Annotated in this window: 24 protein-coding genes and 2 pseudogenes; 7 read left to right on the top strand and 19 right to left on the bottom strand. The window is 37.1% G+C overall.

Translation table 11 applies throughout. The annotated features are described in order from the left end of the window. Positions 1–87: 87 nt before the first annotated feature. The 4 genes from ACEN3Z_RS01500 to ACEN3Z_RS01485 form a co-directional block, all read right to left on the bottom strand. Entirely contained in the window at positions 88–2,301 is a 2,214-nt protein-coding gene (locus ACEN3Z_RS01500) for a helix-turn-helix domain-containing protein (RefSeq protein ID WP_407089295.1), read from the bottom strand. A 171-nt stretch (positions 2,302–2,472) separates the two neighbouring features. After that, entirely contained in the window at positions 2,473–2,604 is a 132-nt protein-coding gene (locus ACEN3Z_RS01495) for a hypothetical protein (protein WP_268951509.1), read from the bottom strand. A gap of 161 nt (positions 2,605–2,765) precedes the next feature. Then, positions 2,766–3,275 (bottom strand): MepB family protein, encoded by a 510-nt coding sequence (locus ACEN3Z_RS01490; RefSeq protein WP_407089294.1) that lies wholly within the window; start codon positions 3,273–3,275, stop codon positions 2,766–2,768. 135 nt (positions 3,276–3,410) lie between these two features. Next, positions 3,411–3,836, bottom strand: a complete 426-nt coding sequence (locus ACEN3Z_RS01485) for a GNAT family N-acetyltransferase (RefSeq protein WP_407089293.1) — start codon at positions 3,834–3,836, stop codon at positions 3,411–3,413. A 338-nt stretch (positions 3,837–4,174) separates the two neighbouring features. On the opposite strand from ACEN3Z_RS01485, the gene ACEN3Z_RS01480 reads away from it, so the two are divergent. Next, positions 4,175–5,116, top strand: a complete 942-nt coding sequence (locus tag ACEN3Z_RS01480) for a nuclease-related domain-containing protein (RefSeq protein WP_407089292.1) — start codon at positions 4,175–4,177, stop codon at positions 5,114–5,116. Between the two features lie 305 nt (positions 5,117–5,421). Here ACEN3Z_RS01480 and rpsI read toward each other — a convergent pair whose 3' ends face one another. Next, entirely contained in the window at positions 5,422–5,814 is a 393-nt protein-coding gene (gene rpsI / locus ACEN3Z_RS01475) for a 30S ribosomal protein S9 (RefSeq protein WP_138405553.1), read from the bottom strand. 15 nt (positions 5,815–5,829) lie between these two features. Then, entirely contained in the window at positions 5,830–6,273 is a 444-nt protein-coding gene (gene rplM / locus ACEN3Z_RS01470; RefSeq protein ID WP_138405552.1) for a 50S ribosomal protein L13, read from the bottom strand. A 190-nt stretch (positions 6,274–6,463) separates the two neighbouring features. Between rplM and ACEN3Z_RS01465 the strand changes: the two genes are divergently transcribed. Further along, on the top strand, positions 6,464–6,994 hold the full coding sequence (locus ACEN3Z_RS01465) for a transcription repressor NadR (protein WP_407089290.1): 531 nt from the start codon (positions 6,464–6,466) through the stop codon (positions 6,992–6,994). 26 nt (positions 6,995–7,020) lie between these two features. Here ACEN3Z_RS01465 and ACEN3Z_RS01460 read toward each other — a convergent pair whose 3' ends face one another. Together ACEN3Z_RS01460 and ACEN3Z_RS01455 are read right to left on the bottom strand one after the other, a co-directional pair. Then, complete coding sequence (locus ACEN3Z_RS01460) at positions 7,021–7,425, bottom strand: hypothetical protein (protein ID WP_407089289.1); 405 nt, start codon at positions 7,423–7,425, stop codon at positions 7,021–7,023. A gap of 42 nt (positions 7,426–7,467) precedes the next feature. Then, positions 7,468–7,872: a hypothetical protein gene (locus ACEN3Z_RS01455; protein WP_407089288.1), complete on the bottom strand. Its 405-nt coding sequence runs from the start codon at positions 7,870–7,872 to the stop codon at positions 7,468–7,470. Between the two features lie 163 nt (positions 7,873–8,035). On the opposite strand from ACEN3Z_RS01455, the gene ACEN3Z_RS01450 reads away from it, so the two are divergent. Together ACEN3Z_RS01450 and ACEN3Z_RS01445 are read left to right on the top strand one after the other, a co-directional pair. Next, positions 8,036–8,596 (top strand): ECF transporter S component, encoded by a 561-nt coding sequence (locus ACEN3Z_RS01450; RefSeq protein ID WP_407089287.1) that lies wholly within the window; start codon positions 8,036–8,038, stop codon positions 8,594–8,596. Between the two features lie 51 nt (positions 8,597–8,647). Further along, positions 8,648–9,916, top strand: coding sequence for an NAD(P)/FAD-dependent oxidoreductase (locus ACEN3Z_RS01445; protein ID WP_407089286.1), 1,269 nt, complete (start codon positions 8,648–8,650; stop codon positions 9,914–9,916). Positions 9,917–9,990: 74 nt separating this feature from the next. Here the strand turns inward: ACEN3Z_RS01445 and ACEN3Z_RS01440 are convergent, their stop codons facing one another. Next, on the bottom strand, positions 9,991–11,544 hold the full coding sequence (locus ACEN3Z_RS01440) for a LysM peptidoglycan-binding domain-containing protein (RefSeq protein WP_407089285.1): 1,554 nt from the start codon (positions 11,542–11,544) through the stop codon (positions 9,991–9,993). A gap of 175 nt (positions 11,545–11,719) precedes the next feature. Continuing rightward, the gene (locus ACEN3Z_RS01435; RefSeq protein ID WP_407089283.1) at positions 11,720–12,193 is read right to left on the bottom strand and encodes a peptidoglycan amidohydrolase family protein; all 474 of its coding nucleotides are present in this window, start codon (positions 12,191–12,193) and stop codon (positions 11,720–11,722) included. 260 nt (positions 12,194–12,453) lie between these two features. Here ACEN3Z_RS01435 and ACEN3Z_RS01430 point away from each other — a divergent pair, with 260 nt between their 5' ends. Beyond that, a complete protein-coding gene (locus ACEN3Z_RS01430) occupies positions 12,454–13,284 on the top strand; it encodes a hypothetical protein (RefSeq protein WP_407089282.1) in 831 nt (276 codons plus the stop codon). 40 nt (positions 13,285–13,324) lie between these two features. Here the strand turns inward: ACEN3Z_RS01430 and galU are convergent, their stop codons facing one another. After that, positions 13,325–14,227: a UTP--glucose-1-phosphate uridylyltransferase GalU gene (gene galU / locus ACEN3Z_RS01425; protein ID WP_407089281.1), complete on the bottom strand. Its 903-nt coding sequence runs from the start codon at positions 14,225–14,227 to the stop codon at positions 13,325–13,327. A 165-nt stretch (positions 14,228–14,392) separates the two neighbouring features. Here galU and ACEN3Z_RS01420 point away from each other — a divergent pair, with 165 nt between their 5' ends. Next, positions 14,393–15,715, top strand: a complete 1,323-nt coding sequence (locus tag ACEN3Z_RS01420) for a nucleotide sugar dehydrogenase (RefSeq protein ID WP_407089280.1) — start codon at positions 14,393–14,395, stop codon at positions 15,713–15,715. A 232-nt stretch (positions 15,716–15,947) separates the two neighbouring features. Continuing rightward, the gene (locus ACEN3Z_RS01415; RefSeq protein WP_407089279.1) at positions 15,948–16,826 is read left to right on the top strand and encodes a YsnF/AvaK domain-containing protein; all 879 of its coding nucleotides are present in this window, start codon (positions 15,948–15,950) and stop codon (positions 16,824–16,826) included. Between the two features lie 483 nt (positions 16,827–17,309). Here the strand turns inward: ACEN3Z_RS01415 and ACEN3Z_RS01410 are convergent, their stop codons facing one another. From ACEN3Z_RS01410 to ACEN3Z_RS01375, 8 genes and pseudogenes are all read right to left on the bottom strand, one after another. After that, the gene (locus ACEN3Z_RS01410) at positions 17,310–17,675 is read right to left on the bottom strand and encodes a DUF956 family protein (RefSeq protein ID WP_407089278.1); all 366 of its coding nucleotides are present in this window, start codon (positions 17,673–17,675) and stop codon (positions 17,310–17,312) included. A 6-nt stretch (positions 17,676–17,681) separates the two neighbouring features. Beyond that, positions 17,682–18,632 (bottom strand): PTS system mannose/fructose/sorbose family transporter subunit IID, encoded by a 951-nt coding sequence (locus ACEN3Z_RS01405; protein WP_407089277.1) that lies wholly within the window; start codon positions 18,630–18,632, stop codon positions 17,682–17,684. A 15-nt stretch (positions 18,633–18,647) separates the two neighbouring features. Continuing rightward, positions 18,648–19,457 (bottom strand): mannose/fructose/sorbose family PTS transporter subunit IIC, encoded by an 810-nt coding sequence (locus tag ACEN3Z_RS01400; RefSeq protein ID WP_407089275.1) that lies wholly within the window; start codon positions 19,455–19,457, stop codon positions 18,648–18,650. 17 nt (positions 19,458–19,474) lie between these two features. Further along, positions 19,475–20,449: a mannose/fructose/sorbose PTS transporter subunit IIA gene (locus ACEN3Z_RS01395; RefSeq protein ID WP_407089274.1), complete on the bottom strand. Its 975-nt coding sequence runs from the start codon at positions 20,447–20,449 to the stop codon at positions 19,475–19,477. Between the two features lie 301 nt (positions 20,450–20,750). Then, a pseudogene (locus ACEN3Z_RS01390) lies at positions 20,751–21,839 on the bottom strand (glycoside hydrolase family 1 protein); the annotation flags it as partial. A 79-nt stretch (positions 21,840–21,918) separates the two neighbouring features. Beyond that, the gene (locus ACEN3Z_RS01385; protein WP_407089273.1) at positions 21,919–22,077 is read right to left on the bottom strand and encodes a hypothetical protein; all 159 of its coding nucleotides are present in this window, start codon (positions 22,075–22,077) and stop codon (positions 21,919–21,921) included. 276 nt (positions 22,078–22,353) lie between these two features. Beyond that, positions 22,354–24,537, bottom strand: a complete 2,184-nt coding sequence (locus ACEN3Z_RS01380) for a glucose PTS transporter subunit IIA (RefSeq protein ID WP_407089272.1) — start codon at positions 24,535–24,537, stop codon at positions 22,354–22,356. Positions 24,538–24,674: 137 nt separating this feature from the next. Then, positions 24,675–24,845 (bottom strand): annotated as a pseudogene (locus ACEN3Z_RS01375) (IS30 family transposase); the annotation flags it as partial.

Below are 24,845 nucleotides of genomic sequence, written 5' to 3'. Positions count from 1 at the left end.
GAACACTTTGTAGGAAAACGTTTTCAAAAAGGTCAAAGAGATACAAAAAAGCTTCGCTATTAAAGCAAAGCTTATTCTATAATCATCTTATTTAAAAATATCATTTCCATGAAGTTCATATAATTTATATGCTAAGACAAGATTAAATCGTTCATCGAAATTATCAAGTTCAAGATCTAAAATTCCTTGAATCTTTTCTAGGCGGTAATTTAACGAACTCCTATGAATGTATAATTCACTAGCTGTCGCACTCACATTACCATTATTCGCTAAAAAGACTTTCAATGTGTCGAACAAATCAACTTGTTGATTATCTGATAATTCATATAACTTTTTTAGATAATTATTAACAAACAACTCAGACGCTGGATTCTCCTTGACCCAATTAAGTATTGTGTAAGATCCCATTTGGTCAAAAAAAGCATATGGTTGTTCAAATTCAGATTTTAGTAAAATATTCGTCACTTGTTGGGCTTTTTGATAATTTTCATAATATTGACTTGGTATTTCAGCAACCCCACCGATTCCAATGACAAAGTCTATCGCATATCCATTTTCTTCTATAGAACGCTTCAAGTAATTGTATTGATTCTCCCAGTAGTTTTTCGAAATTACTTTAGTTACGGGCGTAAAAATCACTAATTGATCCTCGATAACTGCTGTAATGACCTTACTATTATAATTTGTAATCAATACACGCATAAGATCAATATGTTTATTGGTTTTTGCCTTTTCTTCAATGATATTCTGAGCTGAATACTCTGGTAAGCTTATTCTTAAGATTGAAATTCTATGAGGCATATACAAATCCCAGTTAAATAAATTGGCATATTCTAAAATGTCCTGTACATCCTCAATAGATTTGTACAACAAACGCTCTACAAATGATCCTTTTATTTGTTCTTGAGCATTGATTGCAATTTTTTGTTTTGTAAATTGTAATGAATATACGTTTTTAATCATATTAATAGTCAAGGCTAGGAGTTCCATGTCAAAATTATCTGGCAAAGCAATTCCAATATAAGCATGTATTTCTTTACCATCAGATATTGGCATACCATCAAAAATATAATCTTCATTAATAACAAAATCAAACGTCACTTGTTTTAATGTGCGATTCTTTCTAGCGTACATTCCAGCTTCTTTAACTTCTTGCTTTGAAAATACATCATCATCGTGTAAGTAAAAATCTATCACATTGAAAAAGCGATCATATAAGATGATACTACTATTAAGTAGTTCCCCTAACTTCTCATTCATTTCTGTAAAGCCATCTGATTTTATTGTAAATTTCATCATTTCTTGTTGAACCTTAAGCATATTCTCTAATGCTTTCTTCTGTTCTTTCTCTTTATTAATCAGTTGCATATTTTCATAGTTAACTGAAAAGTAATTTCCAAATATTTCTAATTGATCTAAATCATAGCCAGTATAGATGTGCTCTGAGTCTTTCTCAGCATATAAAACGCCAATTAATTCCATATCTACGGTTAAAGGAACCGTTATTGAATGGTGACCCACTCGCTCTACGTTTGGAAAGTATGTATTCAATAAATTATCTTCGGTTAATTCGATAATACTATCTTTCTTTACATATCCATAAGTTGCTGGTTGCATAATTAAACTGTTCTTTTCTTCATTAAAGAGATAAATAGCTGCAGAATTTGACTGTGATTCCCTTCCACTAAATCCTGTAACAATCGATACAAGTTCATCCACTGTTGTATCATGATCCTTTTGATTAGCTATTAGGTGCATATCAAACATTGATTTTCTTTTATGTTTGTTTCGATTAATCAAATCTAATACAATCGCTACATACTCACCTAATTCATCAAAATGACTTCGCATCTCATCATATAGTATCGTATCTTCTTGGTATCCTACAATAACGAGACCGTGAGCTATATCTTCATCTGAGATTGGCATTGTAAACCACGTTGAAAAATTGTTGTCGTCAAAATAATTTCTTAATACCGAGTCGTGTGCTAATAAATCATTTTCTTTTGTCATACTTCCTTCTAATAATAATGGATTAATATCTTTAGCTGGAAATGGAAATAATACATCGAGCTTAGAAGATTCTTCTCCACTCGAGTTCATTACTAATTGATCTCCTTCGATTATTCCAATTGCGACAACATCGCAATTGAAAACATTCAAGAATGAATCCGTTATATACTTTAATACTTCTTCTCGTGTATCAATTTTCAACATCTTTCGACTTAACTTGCTCAAGTGAACTGTTAATGAGTCTATAAATTTGCTTTTATCTTGCTCAATCACTTCATGTTCTCCCATTCATACTTCCTCCTAGAAACCGCTATCATTTCATTCAACTTTATTGTAGCATATTCAATAATGGTTTAGGTTATTTCTTTTCCACCCTCAACTTCACGTCATTTTTCGCATAAAAAAATACCTTCCTAATCTATAAGAGGTATCTTTCTGCACGTGACAGGGATATTTAGCTTACTTATTAAATATCTTTGGCCCTTTACGCATGTTTTTTATATTATTTTTTGGCTCGGCCATTTTTTTAGATCTTCCGCCACCAACCTGTTTCTTTTTAATAATCTCTAACATTTTCTCTTTTGAATTCATTCTTCCACCGCCTTCATCTTTTCTTCTACACACTCTGTTTATATTAAGGGTTTATAGTTTGTTGTTTCATTCGCAGAACTCATCTCGTGACGCCACTGACCTCTGTCTATTTTCACAATGAATCATTTTACCTGATAAATTGTCAAGTAACAACTTTTTATTTAAACGGAATACAGTCTCATCAATTTTTCAATATCTAATTTACCTGGGTCGCTCATATCAACGAAATAAGGTAGCTGCCATTCCTGTGTTTTTGTCGCTTGATTGCTAGTCGGTATATCCCAACTAGGGTAAACTCTTAATGCCATTTTCCCTTTTGTAGAGCTTGAAATGAGGATGCTTTGTCTGAAAAGCTCTTCTTTTGGTAAAATGAATTGGCCAAATTCATTATCACTTTTAAATACCGTAACAACTAATAAATCAGGTGCCGCTGAGTATTTATAAGGTTGGTTTTTATTATTATCATCTTTTTCCCAAATGGCAACAAATTGTCCTACTTTTGTTGGTGTAATATTTGCGACTCTAAAACGGACTGATGTTGATGATACTTTAAAGATACCTGCTCCGTACTTAGCATTTTGTTTCTCTTCTTGGATTGATGAAATCGCAATGCCATTTGGTTTATAAATCTTTTCATTTATATATGATAATGCTGTGTAAAAATCCTTCATTGACACACTTCCTTTACCTCGTTCAGCAGTGATGGTCTATTCTGCTTAAACTATTTTGATGTGAATTAATATTACAGACAATAACTTCTATCCGCGATTAAGACATGATTACTAACTTCTTACACGGTAAGTTATCTATGATTTCTCCCACCTATAATAAACAAACGATAATAAGTGTCCATTCATTTTAAATTCATCACCTGCTGTTTCAATATATTGAAATTCATTTTTCTCTAATGTTTTTCGTGATGCTATGTTATTTGTAGTAGTCTTCGCTGATATCTGTCGAATACCTAACTGATTTGTGGTATCTAATAATATCTTCAACGCCTTGTTAGCAATTCCTTTTTCAGTATATGCTTTCCCCACTCTATAGCCGACATGACCACGCCTCTTTGGTTGTTCGATATCCACTAAATTCATTCTTCCAAGAACTACACCTTCTTGATTCATAATTAAATAAAAATAAGATAAACCTTGATCTTGTTCGTCGATTAAAGCTTTGTTTCTTTGTATAAATGTTTCTAAGTTATAATAATCATCCCCACGGCTCGGAACCATTTCTTCAAAATAACCTTTGTTTTCAAGTTCAAATTTAAATAGTTTTCAAAATGTTTCTCTTGTAATTTCACTAACATAATATTTGACATAATTATCTCCAGTTCAATGATTCTAATGTGGTGTACTCATTCAAGATTGCTTCTATCCAATATTTATAGAACTTTTATTGATTGGTCTAGCAAATAAAGCTACTCTCCCTTTGCCTAACACAGTTGTATTAATTCTAACACATAACGAGTATTAGTCCTTTATTTCGTTAAACATTTTTTATAAATCGAAAAATAAATTAATGGAATCAGGCAAAAATTTTGTATATATATATGGAGGTGTAACTATTTATGAAAACATTACAAACACAATGGCTTATGGTTATGAATGAATTTAATCAGTTAGATGCTTCAGAAAAATATAAATTACACATCGGTTTATTAGGCAATATTGGTGAAGGACAGTTTAAAAACGATTGGATTCCTAAATATTTGCACAAAGATGCATATGTATTCAAAGACTTTTGGTTTAATGTATTTGATCAATACCATCAAATTGATTTTGTTATCTTTAATCACAAAACAATTGAACTTATTGATATCAAGAATTTTGAAGGGTCGCTGCATTTTGAAAACGATAAATTTTCCGTCAATAATAATGAAGTACTTCGCAACCCCTTATCCAAAGCGCAGGAACATGTCCGCTTTATTAAAGAGTGGTTATATCGGGATAATTTGCCTGAAGTTCAGATAAATGGAAATTTAATATTTATAAATCAACATGCTAGTTTAAGTGGTGTACCAAATACTGAGATCAAATGCATGATGCCAAATGAAATACGGAATTACCTTCGTAATATCCAAATTCAGCCTAGCTCACATAAATCAAAACAAATTATTAATGCTTTTTTGAAAAATGATTTAGAGTCTCCCTACTTGCCACCAATATTGGATAAAAAGTTGGTGCATCACGGTTGGAAATGTCCTGTTTGCCAATCACGCGAATTCGATAATGGAAATAGACATTTCCTTTGCTCTTGTGGTAGCTCTTTTTCAAAAGAGAAGTTTTCAGTTGAAGAAATTTGTAAATATGGTGTTTTGTATCACCATAAGGATATTTATTTGTCTGAGTTAACTGAGTATTTTGATGGACTATTTAATAAGTCGTTTTTGACTAGCTGTCTTCGCCGAAACTTTACAAAATACGGTAGAGGTTACCAAAACCCACGTAAACTCATTGAGTATTACCAACCTAATAAGATATATCGTTACAAAGATAAAATAGTTAAGTAGTTTTGTGTTCTTGAGAGTTTCTCAAGCGCACGTTTGAGCTGATTTGTGTCCTTGAGAGTTTCTCAAGGACATGTTTGGGCACTTTTGTGTCCCTGAGGATTTCTCAAGCGCACGTTTGACTGCTTTTGTGTCCCTGAGAGTTTCTCAAGCGCACGTTTGACTGCTTTTGTGTCCCTGAGAGTTTCTCAAGCGCACGCTTGACTACTTTTGTGTCCCTGAGGATTTCTCAAGGACACAGATCTATATTTCCGCAAAAAAAGACACCCTCCAATAGGAAGATGTCTTGAACATATAATATATAAATATTAACGTTTTGAGAATTGTGCACTCTTACGTGCTTTTTTACGTCCTGCTTTTTTACGTTCAACCATACGTGGGTCACGAGTCAGTAGACCTGCTGATTTTAATGTTGGACGGAAGTCAGGATCAACATTTAATAATGCACGAGCGATACCGTGACGGATTGCTCCTGCTTGACCTGAAACTCCACCACCATGAACGTTTACTAAAACGTCGTAGCTACCTAATGTTTCTGTAGCTGCAAATGGTTGTTTCATTACTTCGTGTAAGTGAGGGAATGGGATGTATTCTTCAAGTGATTTGTTGTTAATGTTGAACACACCAGTTCCTGGCACTAAACGTACACGAGCTGACGCGTTTTTACGACGACCTGTACCTAAATATTCTGCTTTAGCCATTTAAATTTTCCCTCCTTAAATTAAGTTTGTGATGTCTAATACTTCTGGTTGTTGAGCAGCATGTCCATGCTCAGCACCACGGTAGACGTGTAATTTAGTTAATTGTTTGCGTCCTAAACGGTTATCAGGAATCATACCTTTTACAGATAATTCGATTAAACGCTCAGGTTTGTTTTCACGTAAATCACCAGCAGTAGTAGATTTTAATCCACCTGGGTGACCAGTGTGACGGTGATACATTTTGTCAGATGCTTTCTTACCTGTTAATGCAACTTTTTCAGCATTGATTACGATTACGAAATCTCCAGTATCTACATGTGGTGTATAAGTTGGTTTGTTTTTACCACGTAAGATTGAAGCCACTACAGTTGATAGACGCCCTAATGGGATATCAGTTGCATCAACAACTACCCAGTTGCGTTCAGTTTCATTTTTTTTAGCCATATATGTTTGACGCACGTTATTTTCCTCCATTTATAAAACTAGTTGTTTACATTACTATTGAGTTTCCGGGGCTCTATAGTGGTGGTAAACAATACCGTCAGTTATTGTACTATGAAACACTTCAATTAGTCAAGCAAGTTCCGTTAATTATTTTAAATATTCTATGTGGTATACTACAATTAAATATTTGATTGGAGGAAGGCTTATGAAAGCAATGGATAGACGTGACGAAATCGTATCAATACTGGAAGAAGCACCGGCGCCGATAAAGGCAACAGAGTTGGCAAGTAAATTTGCAGTAAGTAGACAAATTATTGTAGGGGATATTGCCCTGCTACGGGCTCGAAATATCGAAATTATTGCGACCAATCAAGGTTACCTTCTTGCTTCAGCGATGAAAGCAGCTGCATCTGGCCGTTACCGCGGTAAATTAGCCTGCCTTCATTCTGCTGAGCAAGCAGAGGAAGAACTTCAAATTATTGTTGACGCAGGTGGAGCCATTGAAGATGTTGAAGTAGAGCATCCTATTTATGGTGTCTTAAAGGCGTCACTTCAAATAAATACGGATGATGACATTCAAGAATTTGTTCAGCAAATGACGCAGCATGAAGGTGAAATGTTGAGTACTTTAACGAATGGAATTCATATCCATACCATTACAACCCCTTCAATTAAAGAATTCGAGCAAATTAAAGCGAGTTTGAAAGCTGCTGGTATCTTACTTTCGGAAAATTAAAAACCGCCTTGAGGCGGTTTTTTTGTCTAATCGTGAACACTTGAAACGGTTAATTCTTCAAATTCTGCGTCTTCACTCGTTTCTGGCAGAGCTTCAATCGCTTCTAAAATATTTGCATAGCGGTTAATTAAACGTTGTTGTCTTTTGACACCACTCACGGTTGGTTCACGGTCAACTTGCTTTTGTAATTCTCTTTGTAAATCTTCTAATAAATGTTGGCATACTGTAGCTTCGCCTTCTGGTGCATCTTCAATCATTAACATGACTTGGTCTGTACCTAGGCCAAGGATATGTCCTGCTGCCGAATTGTTTCTAGAAATTTGGTCATAAAAATTTTGTAGTTGTGCTTTTGATTTAACATTTCTCTTTTGAAAGCCAAGTTCACAAGCTAAATTTGAATTCGCTTGTCCCTCATAAGTTAATTGTTCCATTTATATATATATCGCTCCTTTTGCTTAGTTTTTATCCGCTTATTAACATGATAATTTTTCAGCAATTAAATCACGATCAACGATTTCGTCGCTTGTTTCTGGTAAAGCTTCAATCGCATCAATAATTCGATCGTATTTATTAATTAGTCTTTGCTGTCTTTTTACAATGTCGGATGATGGTTCACGTTTCACTAGCTTCCCTAATTCAAATTGTAAATCTTCAAGTAAATGTTGGGTCACTGTTGGATTCTCTTCGGGTTCATCTGAAGTTAATAGAATAATTTGTTCTTCATCTAGTGAGATGACATGTCCAATAGCTACGTGACTAATTGACGCCTGATCGTAAAACTTTTGAATTTGTTTTTTGGAAAAAATAGGTTGAACTGAAAATACTTTTTCGCATGTTAAAGTCGGCTCCGTTAATGGTTCATAAGCTAATTGTGGCATGAACATCACTCCTTTTCTATATAAAGTATACCCTTCTCTAATAAGAAAATAAAGTTCTTCGATTCAAAGAGGTATTTGAATCACCTCTAGCACTTTACAGGTGTCTTGACACCTGGCGTCCCGTTACGATATACTGACGAAAAACTTTCCGAGGAGAATCATCATGACACAACAAAGACAAAACACCCGCGATTTAGTGATTGCAAGTTTATTAACGGCACTGGGTATTTTAATTCCTATGATTATGCCTATAAAAATTATTTTAGGTCCTGCTTCATACACACTTGGAAGTCATATCCCAATTGTTATGGCTATGTTTCGATCACCTAAGATTGCGGCCATTGTTGCTGTTGGGACTACTTTAGGTTTCGTTGCAGCTGGCTTCCCGATCACGATTGTTCTTCGTGCCCTTTCGCATATCGTTTTCGCGACAGTCGGTGCGCTATATTTGAAGAAACTATCTAACACTTTAGTAAACGTAAAGTCACGAACGCTCTTTAGTTTCTTTGTAAATTTAATTCATGCAATCGCCGAAGTGATTGTGGTTTATCTCTTAACTGCAGCTGGCGTGAACGCAACGTCAGATAATTTTATATTTATTTTAATCATCCTAGTGGGGCTAGGAACGTTAATTCACGGGATGGTTGATTTTGAAATCAGTTATCAATTTACTAAAACTCTTGAGAAACGCACACGCTTAAATTTTGCACAAATCGAACTTTAATAAATATTTTCTGTTATAATGACCAAGAAATATATAGAAGTAGGTGGACATATGACAGATTATGATGTAATCGTTATTGGGGGCGGATCAAGCGGTTTAATGGCAACTATTAACGCTGCTCAACAAGGGGCACGCACTTTATTAATCGAGAAAAATCCTAAATTAGGACGAAAATTGCTTTTATCCGGCGGCGGTCGTTGTAATGTTACGAACCGGACGACGCGTGAGGATCTAATCACACACATTCCTGGGAATGGCAAATTTTTATATAGTGCTTTAAATCAGTTTGATCAGGAAGATATTATCGCATTCTTCAATCAAGCAGGTGTGGAATTAAAAGAGGAAGATCATGGACGCATGTTCCCTGTGACTGACCGTGCCCGTACGATTTTAGATACATTAGTGGATATTATCAATGACTTAGGCGTAACAATTCGGATGAAAGATCCGGTTGATTCATTAATTTATGACCGCGAGACACAGCGAGTAAAAGGCTTGACGACCGTTGCTGGGGAGACAATCACAGCGAATTCAATTGTACTTGCTGCTGGTGGTCGCGCTTATCCAAAAACGGGCGCAACCGGAGATGCTTATGCTTGGGCAAAAAAAGCTGGCCACTCCATTGAGCGTTTATATCCAACAGAGGCGCCCCTCTTATCCGATGATCGAATTATTTCGGAAAAATTACTCCGCGGTGTGTCACTGCGCGATGTGAACGTTACAGTTTGGAATGGGCCGGTGGGTGAAAAAGCTATTGTGAATCATCAAATGGATATGATTTTTACACACTTTGGTTATTCAGGACCCGCCATTCTGCGTTGTAGTGGGCACGTGAACCAATACTTACACGCAACGGGTGAAGAGTTATGTCATTTATCGATTGACTTAGCACCAAATGAAACTTTAGAAGAGATGAAGCAAACTGCTGAAGAAGCGCGTGAAAAGCAATTAACAAATATTCTAAAACAGTGGATGCCGGAGCGAATGGCAGAAGTTGTTTGCCTTCTAGCAAATATCGATGCAACGAAACCTTATAAACAGCTTGTCCACAGTGAAGTGGATGCTTTATGGAAGACAGTCAAAACCTTCCCATTAACGGCAACGGGTTCACAACCGATTGAAAAAGGCTTTGTGACTGGTGGCGGAGTGTCGACAAAAGAAGTTGATCCTAAAACAATGGAATCAAAATTCATGCAAGGCTTATTCTTCTGCGGTGAGTTATTAGATATTAACGGCTATACAGGTGGCTATAATATTACAGCTGCTTTTGTTACTGGAACGATCGCAGGTCAATATGCTGCTTGGGGAAGCTTTGCTTAAAAAATTTCACATTCAAAAAAGCGTCAGGAAGATAAACACTTCCTGGCGCTTTTGCGTTGTTATGATTCATTGTATTACTCAGCAGATTCTTCAGTTGTTGATTCGTCCGCAGCAGCTTCCTCCGTAGATTCTTCAAAAGTTTCTGACACTTCTCCAGATTCAACAGGTTCAATACTGTTTGTTGTTTCATTATCTGTTCCAGTTGGATTTGATACGATTAACGTACCGTTAACAATCGTTACTGTCTCAGGAATACCGTTCCACTCACGTAATTCTTCTAAAGTAATTTCGTATAATTCAGCCACTTGTTCTAAAGTTTGGCCAGGCTCTACTTCATGAGTTTCTGGACGTGGATCTGATACAACAATCATGTCGCCTTCAACGACTTCGTTTGATTCTAATTCATTCCATTCCATAATTAATTGCTCAGTCGTGTTGTAATCCATTGCGATTGTATAAAGGTTTTCACCTTCCGCAACTTCATGCACTTCTGGAATTAATGCAGGGTTAGAAACAAATAGTTCTGTCCCAACTAATAGACTATCATCTTCTAAATTGTTCCAGTTACGTAAACTGTCAGCTGAAATGCTATATTGCTCAGCAATACGCCATACGTTGTCACCTGTTTGAACAACATGTGTTTCTGGACGTGCTGCTTCTGGTAAATCAGCTAAGTTAATTGTTCCAGTTTCGTCATCAGTTGCTTCTTCATCTTCGCTAGAAGCATCAGATTCTTGTGATGATTCTTCTGTATCCGTTGGAGTTTCTGTCGGTGTTTCTGGTGTTGGCTCAGGTGTTGTTTGAACTGGTCCACCTGTTGGCACCACGTAAATGACGTCTCCAACATCTAACCAGTCAGATGTTAAACCGTTCCACGCACGTAGTTCGTCAACGGTTACACCATATGTTAAAGCGATACTTGATAAGATATCACCTGATTGAACAATATGGGCACCATTTTGTGCATTTGCTTGTGTCCATGCTGGAGGTGCTTGATAATCAACCGGTCCGTTAGGTACTGAAATTTTATTTCCCGCGATTAGCCAGTCAGTTCCAAGACCGTTCATAGCCATTAATTCTGAAACGCTCACACCGTAAACGGCTGCGATACCTGATAATGTGTCTCCCGATTGGATTGTATACGAATTATCATAGCTTTGACCGTAATCATAGCCATAGTCATAATCGTAAGCTGGTGTTGCATTTGAAGGACCATAAAGGACAAGTTGGTCACCAACGTCTATCCAAGTACTTGTTAAGCCATTCCATGCCATTAATTGATCAACTGTCACACCGTACATATAAGCGATACTTTCTAAGTATTCGCCTGCTGATACTGTATGGACACCTGATTGAGCTCCAGTATAGTAACCACCGTTGTCAGTTACGCCACTACCTGATGCCGGAATAGATAAAGTCATTCCAACATCAATCCACTCACTCGTTAGGCCGTTTGCTGCCATAATATCGCCCGCTGTGACACCATATTGTCTTGCGATTCCCCATAGCCACTCACCGTTTTGGACAGTGTGTGTAGATTGAGCTATTGCCGTTGAAACTGGTGCTAACGCAATAGCGGATAATAATAGTAAAGATTTTCCTAATCTTTTAATTTTATTTAATTTCATGTCACTACGCTCCTTCTTGTTCTAATAAGACACTTCAATACCATTCTATCATCAAATTTCTAATCAATAAAGAAATTACAACCGTTTTACAAACTTGTAATTATAAAGAAACAGTTCTTATCCCTTTTATTCGTAAATTTCTCATAATTCGTTTATTTTCATTAAAAAGTTCAACTCATCTAACAAAAACTGTTTTTCCTGAAATATATTTCCTCGGTCTAAAATCTGTATCAATCGGTTCCGCTAAACGGTACCATTTAACTGAACGATTGGACCAACCATGATTGGTAGTCCGAATGATGCCATCAGCATCTTCAATACAATATATAACATTATGAAAGTCCAAAGCAACACCTGTATAGGCATGTTCAGATAGGTGTTTTCGCTTAAAACCAGCGATAAAGATATCGCCAGCTTGGATTTCATTTCGTTTGATTTCGTGTAATAAGACATTATCTAATTGAAGTAGTAAAGACATCGAACCAAGTCCCGAGCCATAAGGTAAGAACCCCCCCGCTATGAGTGCGCTAAACATAGCACTGGCACTATCGTAACTATCTGGTCCGCAGCGCTTTTCTTTAGAATTTGCATAAGTGACTTTTCCTTCATGATCTAAATACCATTGTATAACTGCTATACGACTAGCCAAAGCTTTACCTCCTTACTTCGTTTTTTAATACTTTTATAATAACATGAATTAAGTTAGTTACCACGGATTTACTATTCACCCGTATTATAATGCCATAAGAATATTATCTTATTCTACTTTGAAAGCGGTCTATTTTTATTTACATTAACTTTACATATTCTTTACATAAATTTTATTGATAAAGCATTAAAATATGCTATATTTATTTTGTTATCTATTATTTTTATAAAGATTTATTACTTCGAAAGGAACCTTTTTAAATGATTGATTTCCTACCTCAAAACGAGTCTGACTTTCCTATTAACTATTATTTGGAGAAAGCGACTGAATTAGATCATAGTGCCCTCAGTCAATTAGAAATTATATATGTAATGACGATTCGTCACTTAAACTCCACCTTTGGAAGTTTAATCATAGACCGAAGTGGTCAGTTTTATAAAAGTAAATGGTCTACAACCCGATTAACAGATGAGTTTTTCTCAACATTTGGTTATAACTATCAAAGATGGTCACAATTTCTAAAGTCCACATTCAATCGTCCAAGAACTATCTTCCCATATGTGAATAAAAATAAAGTGTTTATTCGTCTAAGAAATCCTGAAAATAAACATTCTGACTGGGTAAATATCACATTCATAAATGATTTACATATCCAGACACAAAAAGACGATCCAGTTAAAATCCAGACGATTCAATTTATGTTTGACTTGGCTAACTATTCAAAACTAACTATTTCACTTAACAATCGGCTATCACTAGTAATGTCACAAATCGGCTACGCTTTTCAGCTCGTAAACTTTTGGTATGATTTCCAAGTCGAGATGAATGAAAAGGATTTAATCTTTGAACCCACTCAATTACAAACCTATATTGGTAATCCTGCTTTCAAGATTTTCACCAAGACACGCGTCCCTTACAAAGACCGTTTGAAAGCTAAGATAGATTTGGCTCAATTCATAAAATACAATCAAATACACGACTACTTAAAATCCACAACTCAGCGAAAGCATGAGACTTATCGTACTCGCTTGTCTTTTGCACACATGCATCAACAATTATTTAAACCTTCTATTAGAAATAAAATTAGATAGAAAAATAGCTAACTTTCTTGTCTGAAAGTTAGCTATTTATTTATTGCTCGTTACTGTACTCAGCTTCTAATTTATCACTTAATTGAATAATGTATTCTGAGAATTCTTCAGCAGTTTCCGGATGCTCCAAGCCATACTCAAGACTCATCTTCATATAGCCAATCTTATTTCCAACGTCATAGCGTTTCCCTTCAACTTTTTTAGCAAAGACTCTTTGCGTTTTATTTAGTTGATCGATGGCGTCAGTCAGTTGTAATTCGTCATCGACACCGGGTGAAATTTTTTCTAATATATCGAAAATTTCAGGTGTTAGAATGTAACGTCCTGCGATAGCTAAGTTACTTGGCGCTTCTTCGGCTGCTGGTTTTTCAACAAAGTGAGACACACTGTAAACTGTATCATCATTGTCGTCCTGGCTGTCCACTTTAATCATACCGTATTTGGACGTTAATTCGTCTGGCACTTCCACGACTGCTAAGTTAGCTGATTTATTTTTGTCATATAAATCCATCAATTGCTTCGTCACTGGTACTTCACTGTGCATTATGTTGTCGCCTAACATCACGACAAATGGCTCATCATTAACAAAGGCACGTGCGTGTCCGATAGCATCTCCTAGTCCTTTTGGATAGGATTGACGCACAAAGAATAAGTTTTCTTTTGTGGTATCTTTGACAATTTTTAATAAGGCGTCTTTTCCTTTGCTTTCTAAATTGTCTTCTAACTCAGGATTTGAATCGAAATGATCCTCAATTGAACGTTTATGTTTACCAGTAATGATTAAAACTTCTTCAATCCCAGAAGCAAAGGCTTCTTCAACAATAAATTGAATAATGGGTTTATCGACAATCGGTAATAATTCCTTCGGTTGTGCTTTTGTCGCTGGCAGAAAGCCCGTTCCATAACCGGCTGCGGGAATGACTGCTTTACGAATTTTCGACATATTCAAACCTCCTCTTTCTCATACAAATATAGTATATCTAATTTGATTTTAGTTTACCACCGGTTCGGTGGTGTTTATATAATTTTAAGTAGTAGGACAGATAACTCAACAATCAAAACATTTTCTGTTATAATATCCAAGATATAATGAATAGAGGAGAAACACATGGAAATATATAACAAATTAATAAAAAAAGAAGCGAAGTTGGCGGTTATCGGCTTAGGTTATGTTGGTATGCCTATCGCAATTTCTTTCGCAAAACACATTGATACAATTGGGTATGATTACAATCTTAAGAAAATCGAACTTTATAAAGAAGGCGTGGACCCAACTAAAGAAGTTGGTGATGACGCGATTAAAGAAACGGATTTAGAATTTACGAATGATGCTGCTAAATTAAAAGAGGCTTGTTTCTTAATCGTCTCAGTTCCGACACCGATAAATCATGACAAAACGCCTGATTTAACGCCTGTGACAAGTGCAACCCGCACGATTGGACAAAACCTTTCTAAAGGGTCTATCGTCGTTTATGAGTCAACTGTGTACCCTGGCGTGACTGAAGATGTCTGTATTTCAATTCTTGAAGAAGAGTCTGGTTTAACACATGGTGTTGATTTTGTTGTTGGATACTCACCTGAGCGAATCAATCCAGGAGATAAGGTCCATACACTTGAAACCATTACAAAAATCGTCTCATCATCGATTCCAGAGTATTTAGATGAAATTGGAAAAGTGTATGAGATCGTTGTTAAAGCGGGTGTTCATAAAGCCCCTAGTATTAAAGTCGCTGAAGCTGCGAAAGTGGTTGAGAATTCACAACGCGATATTAATATTGCTTTTATGAACGAATTAGCTCTTGCTTTTGACCGTATGGGTATTGATTCTAAAGACGTTATTGATGCAATGAATACAAAATGGAACGCCCTCGGCTTCACCCCTGGACTAGTCGGTGGACACTGTATTGGCGTGGATCCATATTACTTTGTATATCAGGCTGAGAACTTAGGCTACCATAGTCAAATTATTTCAAATGGTCGTCAAATTAATGATGGCATGGGTGAATTTATTGCCGATAAATTAATTAAAGAATTAATCCGTACGGGTAAAACACCCATTGATTCTAACGTGGTTATCCTTGGTTTAACGTTTAAAGAACATACTCCAGATACACGTAATTCAAAAGTGAATGACATTATTAAACGCCTCCGTGAATATGACATTAACCCTACAATTGTAGATCCATGGGCGAGCTTAGAAGATGCTCAAGCTGAGTATGGCGTAACGTTAACTGATTTAGCTGACGTTAAAGATGCTGATGCCGTTCTTTTAGCTGTTGGACATGATAAATTCAAAGCTCTTTCTTTTGAAGAAATCACTGCCCTATTTAATCAAGATTTAGCGAATGATAAACGCATCATTTTAGATGTGAAAAGTATCTTAAATAAAAAGGCTTTTACTGATGCGGGTTATAGTTTCTGGCGCTTATAATAATATTAGAAATCCAGTGCATTTTGCGCTGGTTTTTTGTTTGCATTTTTCCAAATTTTATAATTGTGTTCTCTGGTATGTTCGTCTTATTCATTATTTTTATATAGATAAATTGATATGTTACCAATCAAAATAATATCACTTTCTTGAGCCGTTTCACTTTATATTTACATCATTTTTGTTTTATACTTAATGCATAGAACAGTTTAAAAAATAGAAAGGAAGTTGTTTTATGGTTAAGAAATACGTTTATGGGGTTTACCCAACAGTCGTTGAAGCAGAAGACGCAGTGGCACATGTTATTAATCAAGGCGTTCCTCGCGATAGTGTCGCTCTAGTCGGTTCGCAAGCACATGCATATAATGGCGAAGCTGAATTTATCTCTTACGGAGAATTGATGGACGAGCAGCATGAAGACAATCGTGGATTCTTTGCAAAATTATTTGGCTGGGACGATGACGACAACGATGAAGAATTTGAAAACGTTGATTTAACGCAATACAAAGACTCATTAAGTCGCGATGAACTATTAGTGTTAGTTGACCAAGAATTTGAAAGTCAACTTCCTGCCTTTAATATAACTGAAACACGTGAAGTAAGAACAGATGACTATGTTTCTGATACGACGGCAACTGATACAGTCAATACTGAAACTGCAGCATTCTCTGGAGCAGTAGGAACATCAGCTGGTTTGTCTGAAGATACACCTGAAACGACTGAACCAGATCATGATTACGACGATGTGAATGTTGCAGATAACGACTATGAACCACATATTGTTGGTGAAGAAACTCATATCGAAGCTGAAGATGAGCCTGTCGGAGAATTCGCTCCTGACGCTGATACAGAAACTGATACTGAAGCAGAACGTATTCGCCTACATGAAGAACAAGTACATGCTGAAGTACGTAAAAAAGACATAGGTGATGTGTCAATTACTAAAGAAGTCGTTGAAGACACTGAAACGATTGAAGCTCCAGTTGAGCGCGAAGAGATTCATATTCGCCACTCAGCACCATCGGACACGACCGAAAGTGTTGCTGACGGAGATGCTTTCCAAGAAGAAGAAATCGTTATTCCAGTTTCAGAGGAAGAAGTTGTTGTAGACTAAGAAACAGTAGCTACTGACGAAGTTGAAGTTGAGAAAACAACTCATACTGACCGTGAAACTGTAACGGAAACAACGCGTCATGAAGAATTAGAAGTCGATGACGAAACTGGTCGAGCCAATGACGAAGATACTAGACTATAATAGATTATTTGAAGCAATTCAAAATGATTGTCGAGGGGCTCAATGCTCCTCGGCTTTTTTTTTGAGTAAATGTAGACCAGTGTGGCATCGAGCGCTCCAATCTTTTTCGAATACATGTTTGTGAATTTATACTGGACGTATGAACGTGGGCACTCAAAGACATACCCCTTTCATTCGTGGACTCAGGTTATTTCTGTGATTTTAATCGTAGACAGAGTAGTAAAAAGTTAAAGATTTTACAGATAATCCGTCATGAGTGGATATTTTTAGTGGAATGAACAAAAAAGAACTTATCCTACAACAACTTCTTAAAGCGAGTTGCTACAGAACAAGTTCCTTTATTTATTTCTTGAATTGGCCTAATACTTTACTGATATTACTTTTACTCGCTTGAAAAACGTCGCGTTCAAGATACTTGCGCATGTATTTCAAAGTATCTTTCGCATCATTGACCACAAACTCAAATAATTGTCCCTCATCAGTCGCGATTGTAAATCCGCGGACATAACACCCGCCGAATAACATTTGCACGAAGATATTTTCAACAGAGGTCCAAGGAATTTGAATAAAGCCTGGACCTTTTTCTGAGCGAAACTCAATGCCCTTCTCACCCATTAAAAATATACCAGATTTGGGAATAATTGGATTCAACATTGCGTTGGCACGTGTAGTATATTCCACCGTTGCATTTAAAAAATCAACTGACATTTAAAATTAACCCATAATTCCAACAGAATATAATGCAATACCTAGAACAAAGATTCCTCCAATAATTGCGATTGGGCTTACTTTCTTGCGGAGTAGCCAGATACATGCGAATGTTAGAATTAGTGGCATAAGTCCTGGTAATAGTTCATTTAATACATCATTCAAGGTCATCGTCGTTTCAGTCGCGACGTTCGCTCCTGATTGGACTTGTAAAATGAGATCCCGAATCGTGTCAACGGACAAAGCATTGCTGTTCGCTTGGTCCGTCAATGCTTGGAAATCGACCATTGTATCCTGGCTATTTTCCACTTGAGATAGCACTAAGGGGAAGTTCATAGTTGTCCATCTTGGCACTAACACTCCCATAATAAACATTCCTAGAATTGATGCCCCTTGAGTGATTTTTTGTAAAATACCTCCACTCAAGTCTTTCGTGATTTCATTCCCTGATCTATAACCTAATTCTTGTGTGTACCATAAGAATAGGATACGGATAATATTCCACGCTAGGAAGAAAATAATTGGTCCAAAAATACTCTCAGATAATGCCAGTGATGCCGCAAAAGCACCTAATACTGGTCTTAATGTTCCCCAGAATACCGGGTCTCCCACTCCCGCCAGAGGTCCCATCATCCCAACTTTCACACCTTGAATTGCTTGGTCATCAATGTCTGTTCCGTTTGCTTTTTCTTCTTCTAAAGCAAGTACGACCCCAGCAATTGGCGCTTGTAAGTACGGATGAGTATTAATGAATTCTAAGTGACGTTGAAGTGCAGCACTTCTATCTTCTTTTGTTGTATATAATTTTCGAATCGCAGGAATTAAGGCGTATACCCAACCAACGTTATGCATCCGCTCAAAGTTCCAACTTGCTTGTATAAAAGTCATTCGCCATGACACGCGCATCCGATCCGCTTTTGTTAATGTTATACGTTCTTTTCTTACTTCTTCAGTCATTTTATACCCTCCTATCTAATAATCTTCTAAAATGTCATCTAAAGCAGCTTCGACTGAATTTCCACCACCGCCACCACCTGAATTAGCGTTAAACTGTGGTGCAATTGAGATGTAAACTAAAGCGATACTTAAACCAATAATACCCATCGCAATTAAATTCAGTTCAGTAACTGCTGCTAAAGCAAATCCCATGAAGAAAAATGGCCATGAGCTTTTCGATGCCATCATATTAATAACCATTGCGTAACCTACCGCAACAATCATTCCACCGGCAACATTCAATCCACCAGTAATAACATCTGGAATGGCATTTAAGGCAGCTGTTACAGTTTGAGCTGAAACCATTAAAATTAAACCAGCCGGAACCGCAACACGTAAACCTTGTAACATTAAAGCTAGGATGTTCGCAGATGCTACACCACTAATATCTCCTTCTTCTGCTTTACGGTCAGCATAATGAGATAACCCTACCGCAACCGTTCTAATAAAGATAGTTAACACTTGCCCAGCAATTGCTAATGGAATCGCCACCGCAATCCCCTCACCCATTGAAGCTCCTTGGACTAATACTAATATCCCAGAAACAACACCGGCTAAAGCAGCATCGGGTGCCATCGCTGCACCAATGTTCATCCAGCCTAAGGCAATCAGTTGTAATTGCCCTCCTAATAAAAGTCCTTCAGCTAGATTACCTGTAATAAGTCCGATTAACGTACACGTAATAATAGGTTGATGTAATTGGAACTCATCCAGAACACTTTCAAATCCTGCAAAAAGCGCCACTATAATAATAAGGACAACTTGAATTATTGTAATGTCTGTCATTTTGAATCCTCCTTAATCTATATTAAATTTTGTTTTTTAAGTAGCCGTTCAAGATTTTGAGCTGAATCCGCCGGCACTTTACGTACATCGAATTTTACGCCTTTATCTTTTAGCTCCATAATTGTCTTCACGTCATCATCGTCAACGGAAACTGAGTTATTAATCATGACTTTTCCTTTTGTATGTGCCATGGATCCTAAGTTCACTTCATCAATGTCAATTCCTTGATTAATTGCTTCCAACACATCTTGTGGCGTTTCAAATAATAGAAGCGCTCTTGTACCACCAAATCGCGGATCTTCATTGATTTCTGCTAATTTAGCAATCGGAATAACGTTCGCCCGAATTCCTGGAGGCGCCGCTTGTTTAATTAACGTCTTACGCATCTCGTCATTGGCCACCTTATCTGATACAACAATGATTCGGGTTGGATTCACACTTTTTACCCAACCAGTTGCCACTTGTCCATGTAATAGACGAGTATCGACTCTCGCCAAGACGTATTTTATCTGACCGTCTCCAATCACCGTTCCTGGCTCTAATTGCGCTGCCCCGCCTGATTCAGAAACAACTCCCGCTTCTATCTCAGGGGTTAACTCATCGGGTCGAACGCGAATACCACTTTGCTCCTGACCAAGAATGTGTGTCGCAACTTCGTGTGCTTTCTCCGTTCCCATCCGTGTTCCTAAAGCTTCAAGTAACATCGGCAAATTCATTCCAGACACAATCGCAGCCCTTTCTGACATCTCCTCAAATAAAATATTCGCTTGATTAAACGGTGTCCCTCCCCAAAGGTCGACTAAGAATAAAATCTCTGCGTCTGAACTAAATGACGAAATAGCTGTCTCCAACTTCGCTTTCAAATCTTCTGGCCCTTCCTCTGGCATAAAAGTCACAGTTTTAATCTGATCCTGCTCTCCAAAAATCATCTGTGCTGATTGTAATAGTCCTTCAGCAAACTTTCCATGACTCGCCAAAATAATACTTACCATCTTTCTTCCTCCTCTACTCAATAATGCATTTCATAGAAATTATACCACTCAGCGTAAACGGTTACAAAGGTTAGCTAGTAAATTATGAATAATTATTCATAAAAGGTTGGTGGATTTTGCTTGGGAATAAGCGGGATTGACTGGGTGGGCTGTTTAAATTGTGGAATCGAGCAATCGAATTATTTTCAAGTGATTGTTTAGTCGGAATCGGGCAATCGAATTATTTTTTTGAACTTTCGTTTCCGTATTCTCCCCATCAAAAAAAGCCACCTACTCTAAAAAGTAGATAGCTTTCTTCAATTTATTTGTATAAACTTTCGCCGTTTGTCGAAATCACTTCTTTATACCAGTTAAATGATTTTTTCTTGTAGCGGTTTAAAGTACCTGATCCGTCGTCATTGCGGTCTACGTATATGAAGCCGTAACGTTTACTCATTTCTGCTGTTGAAGCTGAGACTAAGTCGATACAACCCCAAGTTGTGTAACCCATCAACTCAACACCGTCTTTGATTGCCTCACCAACTTGTTGTAAATGTTTCTCAAGGTAGTCGATTCGGTAATCATCTTCTACTGTCATCTCTCCGTCGGCACCTTCAACTAAAACATCCTTAGCACCTAAGCCGTTTTCTACGATGAATAGTGGTTTTTGGTAACGATCCCAGAAGTCGTTTAGCACAATGCGTAATCCCACTGGGTCAATCTGCCATCCCCATTCAGAACTTTCTAAGTATGGGTTGTTAACACCACCGAGTAAGTTACCCACGCCGCTATCATATTCTTCAGGATTAGCAGCTATAGCGGTACTCATATAGTAACTAAAGGAGATGAAATCCACTGTGTTTTCCTTTAATAATTCTGCATCACCTTCCGCAAACTCAATCTCGATCCCTTTTTCTTTGAAGAGACGTTTAGCGTAACCAGGATATTCGCCGCGAACGTGAATATCTGAGAATAAATAATTGCTATTCTCAAAGTGACGCGCTGATAGGACATCTTCTGGGTTCGGTGTCATTGGATAAGCTGGCATCGCGAGTACCATACAACCAATCTGGAAGTCTGGATTAATTTCATGACCAATCTTAGTTGCTAAGGCACTCGCCACTAATTCATGATGCACTGCTTGATATAGATCCTGCTCAGATAAGTCTTCTTTCGGTGTATTTATTCCACCACTCATAAACGGTGTATGAAGCACTGAGTTAATCTCGTTGAATGTTAACCAGTATTTTACTTTATCTTTATAACGGTTGAATACAGTTGTAACATAACGTTCATAGAAGTCGATTAAATCACGATTAGCCCAACCATTATAAGTGCGCGCTAAGTGAAGTGGCGTTTCATAATGAGATAAAGTAATTAACGGTTCAATTCCATATTTTAGACATTCATTAACTCCTCTTTTTAAATTAAAACGAATTGCTTAAATGCATTATATAAATCGTCATCTTCAGGAGCACCTGCCACGTAATCTAATCAGACATGGCTGTAATGCCATCACCGCCTCTTCCCATTGCCACAACTTTTTCCTCCAACAAGATATCCAACGCCGTCTGTTTATTAATTCCAGTTAAAGCAATATCTCCAAATGAAGCTTTTTCCAGGTTATGAACTTGATATAGATGCACCACATAAGAATCCTTCTGGAAATTTATAACGACCCGATCCTTTCTTCCTTAAGTAATTTAAATACTTGAAATATTTAAGCTATAACCTTTGATTAGTGTGCTTTATTTAATAGAAGCGGAAGAATAGGATTGAGTTGTTCCTGTTATTTGCCTTAGCTGGATGAATGAATTTAAATTCTTCCTGTTAAACGCTATCATCCCTAACAAGGCAAAGAAACCGCTAGTACCTTTTCCGATACTAGCGGTTTCTTTTTAAACTTTAGTTATTAATTCCAATCATTAATCAATTGTAATTAACTCGTCACCTGCGTTAACTGTTTCTAACTCAGAAGCAGAGACATTGTTATAGTTTGCTGTGTTTGTTACAACAACAGGTGTAATTGTTGAGTAACCAGCTTCTTTAATTAGATCGATATCGAATTCAACTAATTTTTGTCCAATAGTTACTTCTTCGTCTGCATCAACTAACACATTGAAGCCTTTACCATCTAAATTAACTGTATCAAGACCGATGTGAATTAAGATTTCAGCGCCAGCTTCAGTTTGTAAACCAATCGCATGACCTGTTGGGAATACAGTAACAACTTTACCATTAACTGGTGATACAACTTCACCAATTGTTGGCTCAATTGCTGCCCCTTTACCTAATGCTTCACTTGCAAAAGCTGCATCTGGAACATCTGTTAAAGCAACCACACGACCTGTTAATGGACTTGCGATTCCTTCAACTGTTTGTTCAGTTTCTTCTTTTGCTGGAGTTGCTTTTGGCTCTTCATCCACAACTACTTCTGCTTCTTGAGAAGTAGCTTCAGTGACTTGAATTTCACCTTTGTTAACACGGTTAATATAATCTTCTAAGTCAGTCGCAATTCCACCAACTTGAGTACCATAGATAACTTGTACAGATTTACCACTTACAGTAACTCCAGCAGCTCCTGTACGACGTAATTGTGCTTGATTCACTTGCTCACCATCTTCAACTGTTACACGTAGACGTGTTGCACAGTTAGTAAAGCTAGCTAAGTTGTCTTGTCCACCAAGACCTTCTAAAATTTGTTGTGAGCGTAACTCATCTTCAGTTAATTCACCTGTAGATGAAGTGGTTGTTGTTTTAGCCGTTTGACCAATACCATGCTCTTCACGATACTCATCTTTACTACGTAAACGAGTTTCTTCTTCATCGTCTTCACGACCGGGTGTTTTTAAGTCGAATTTCGTAATCGCCCAGCGGAATAGGAAGTAGTAAACTAGACCCCAAATAATTGAATAAATCGCTAAGATAATCCAGTTAGTTCTCTCATTACCCGGTAACATACCGTATAAGAAGAAGTCTAGGAAACCAGCAGAGAAGGTAAACCCAACCCCGATATTTAATAATTCAACAATAACAACCGATAGACCTGCTAATACCGCATTCACTCCGAAGTATAATACAGGTGAGGCGAATAGAATTGCGAATTCAATCGGCTCTGTAATACCTGTTACGAACGAAGTTAATGAACTTGAGAATAAGAGTCCCTTAACATCATCTTTACGTTCAGGTTTAGCTGTATGGTACATTGCTAATGCTGCAGCTGGGAAACCAACTAACATCATTGGGAATGCGAATGAGAAGTATTTAGCCGCTCCTGGACTAATAACATCACCATTTTGTAATTGAGCGAAGACAATGTTTTGCGCTCCGTTAACTACTTCACCAGCAACCTCAATAGAACCACCCATAGCTGTTTGCCAGAATGGTAAGTAGAACACGTGGTGTAAACCGAATGGAATTAATGCACGGTATACGTAACCGTAGAAGAACCCACCAATTGGACCAGATCCTGCGATTGTCTCACCTAACCAAGCAATTCCTCCACCGATGAATGGCCAAACGAAGGCTAAGATTGCACCAACGATTAAAGCAGCAACGGTTGAGATAATTGGAACAAAGTGAGTTCCCGCGAAGAATGATAAAGCATCTGGGAATTTAACACGGTAGAATTTGTTGTGTAAGTAAGCAACAACTAAACCGATAATAATCCCACCGAATACTCCTGTATTCAATGTTTCTTCAAAACCTAAGACTGAACCAACTAAACCGTTGATCTCTTTTAACGACTCAATGTCACCAAAGTTTGCCAACGTACTTGTAATTGATTGATACATGACTAAGTAACCAATAACGGCCGATAGTGCCGCAACCTCTTTACGAGCAGTAGCTAAACTACTCGACACCGCAATTGCGAATAACAATGCCAGATTTCCAAAAATAATGTCTCCAACATCAGTTAAGATACTTAAGATCCCGTTAAGGATTGTACCTTCGCCTAGAATGCTTTCTAAGCCCCACTGTGCAATAAATGCGTCCCCAGTAATGGTTGCACCAATACCAAGAAATAGACCAGCTACCGGTAACAAAGCGATCGGTAACATGAAAGATCTACCTAATGTTTGCATTAGGTTAAAGAATTTTCCGTTCATAAAAAACGATTCCCCTTTCAAAATATTTAAAAATATAGATAAAACCGTACCAATTATACCATTTTTAATATTATGTACAACTGTTAATGTAATGATATTTCATTAATTCCGTTACCATTTTTTTGCAGCTTAAATTGTCAAATTAAGTGCAACACAGTTTTATAAAAGATTTCATAAGGTATTTTCCAATTCAAACATTTTTTGGGACGTGTATTTAATTTCGTTGCCCAACCTTGTATCTCTTCATCAGTTGCATCTGTCAAATCAACACCTTTCGGTGAGTACTCTCTAAGGAGTCCATTTGTATT

This window comes from Ruoffia sp. FAM 26254 (genome assembly GCF_045528545.1).
Taxonomy (GTDB): Bacteria; Bacillota; Bacilli; order Lactobacillales; family Aerococcaceae; genus Ruoffia; species Ruoffia halotolerans.
The sequence above is the reverse complement of the archived record's forward strand: the minus strand, read 5'-3'. Positions and strand labels throughout refer to the sequence as shown.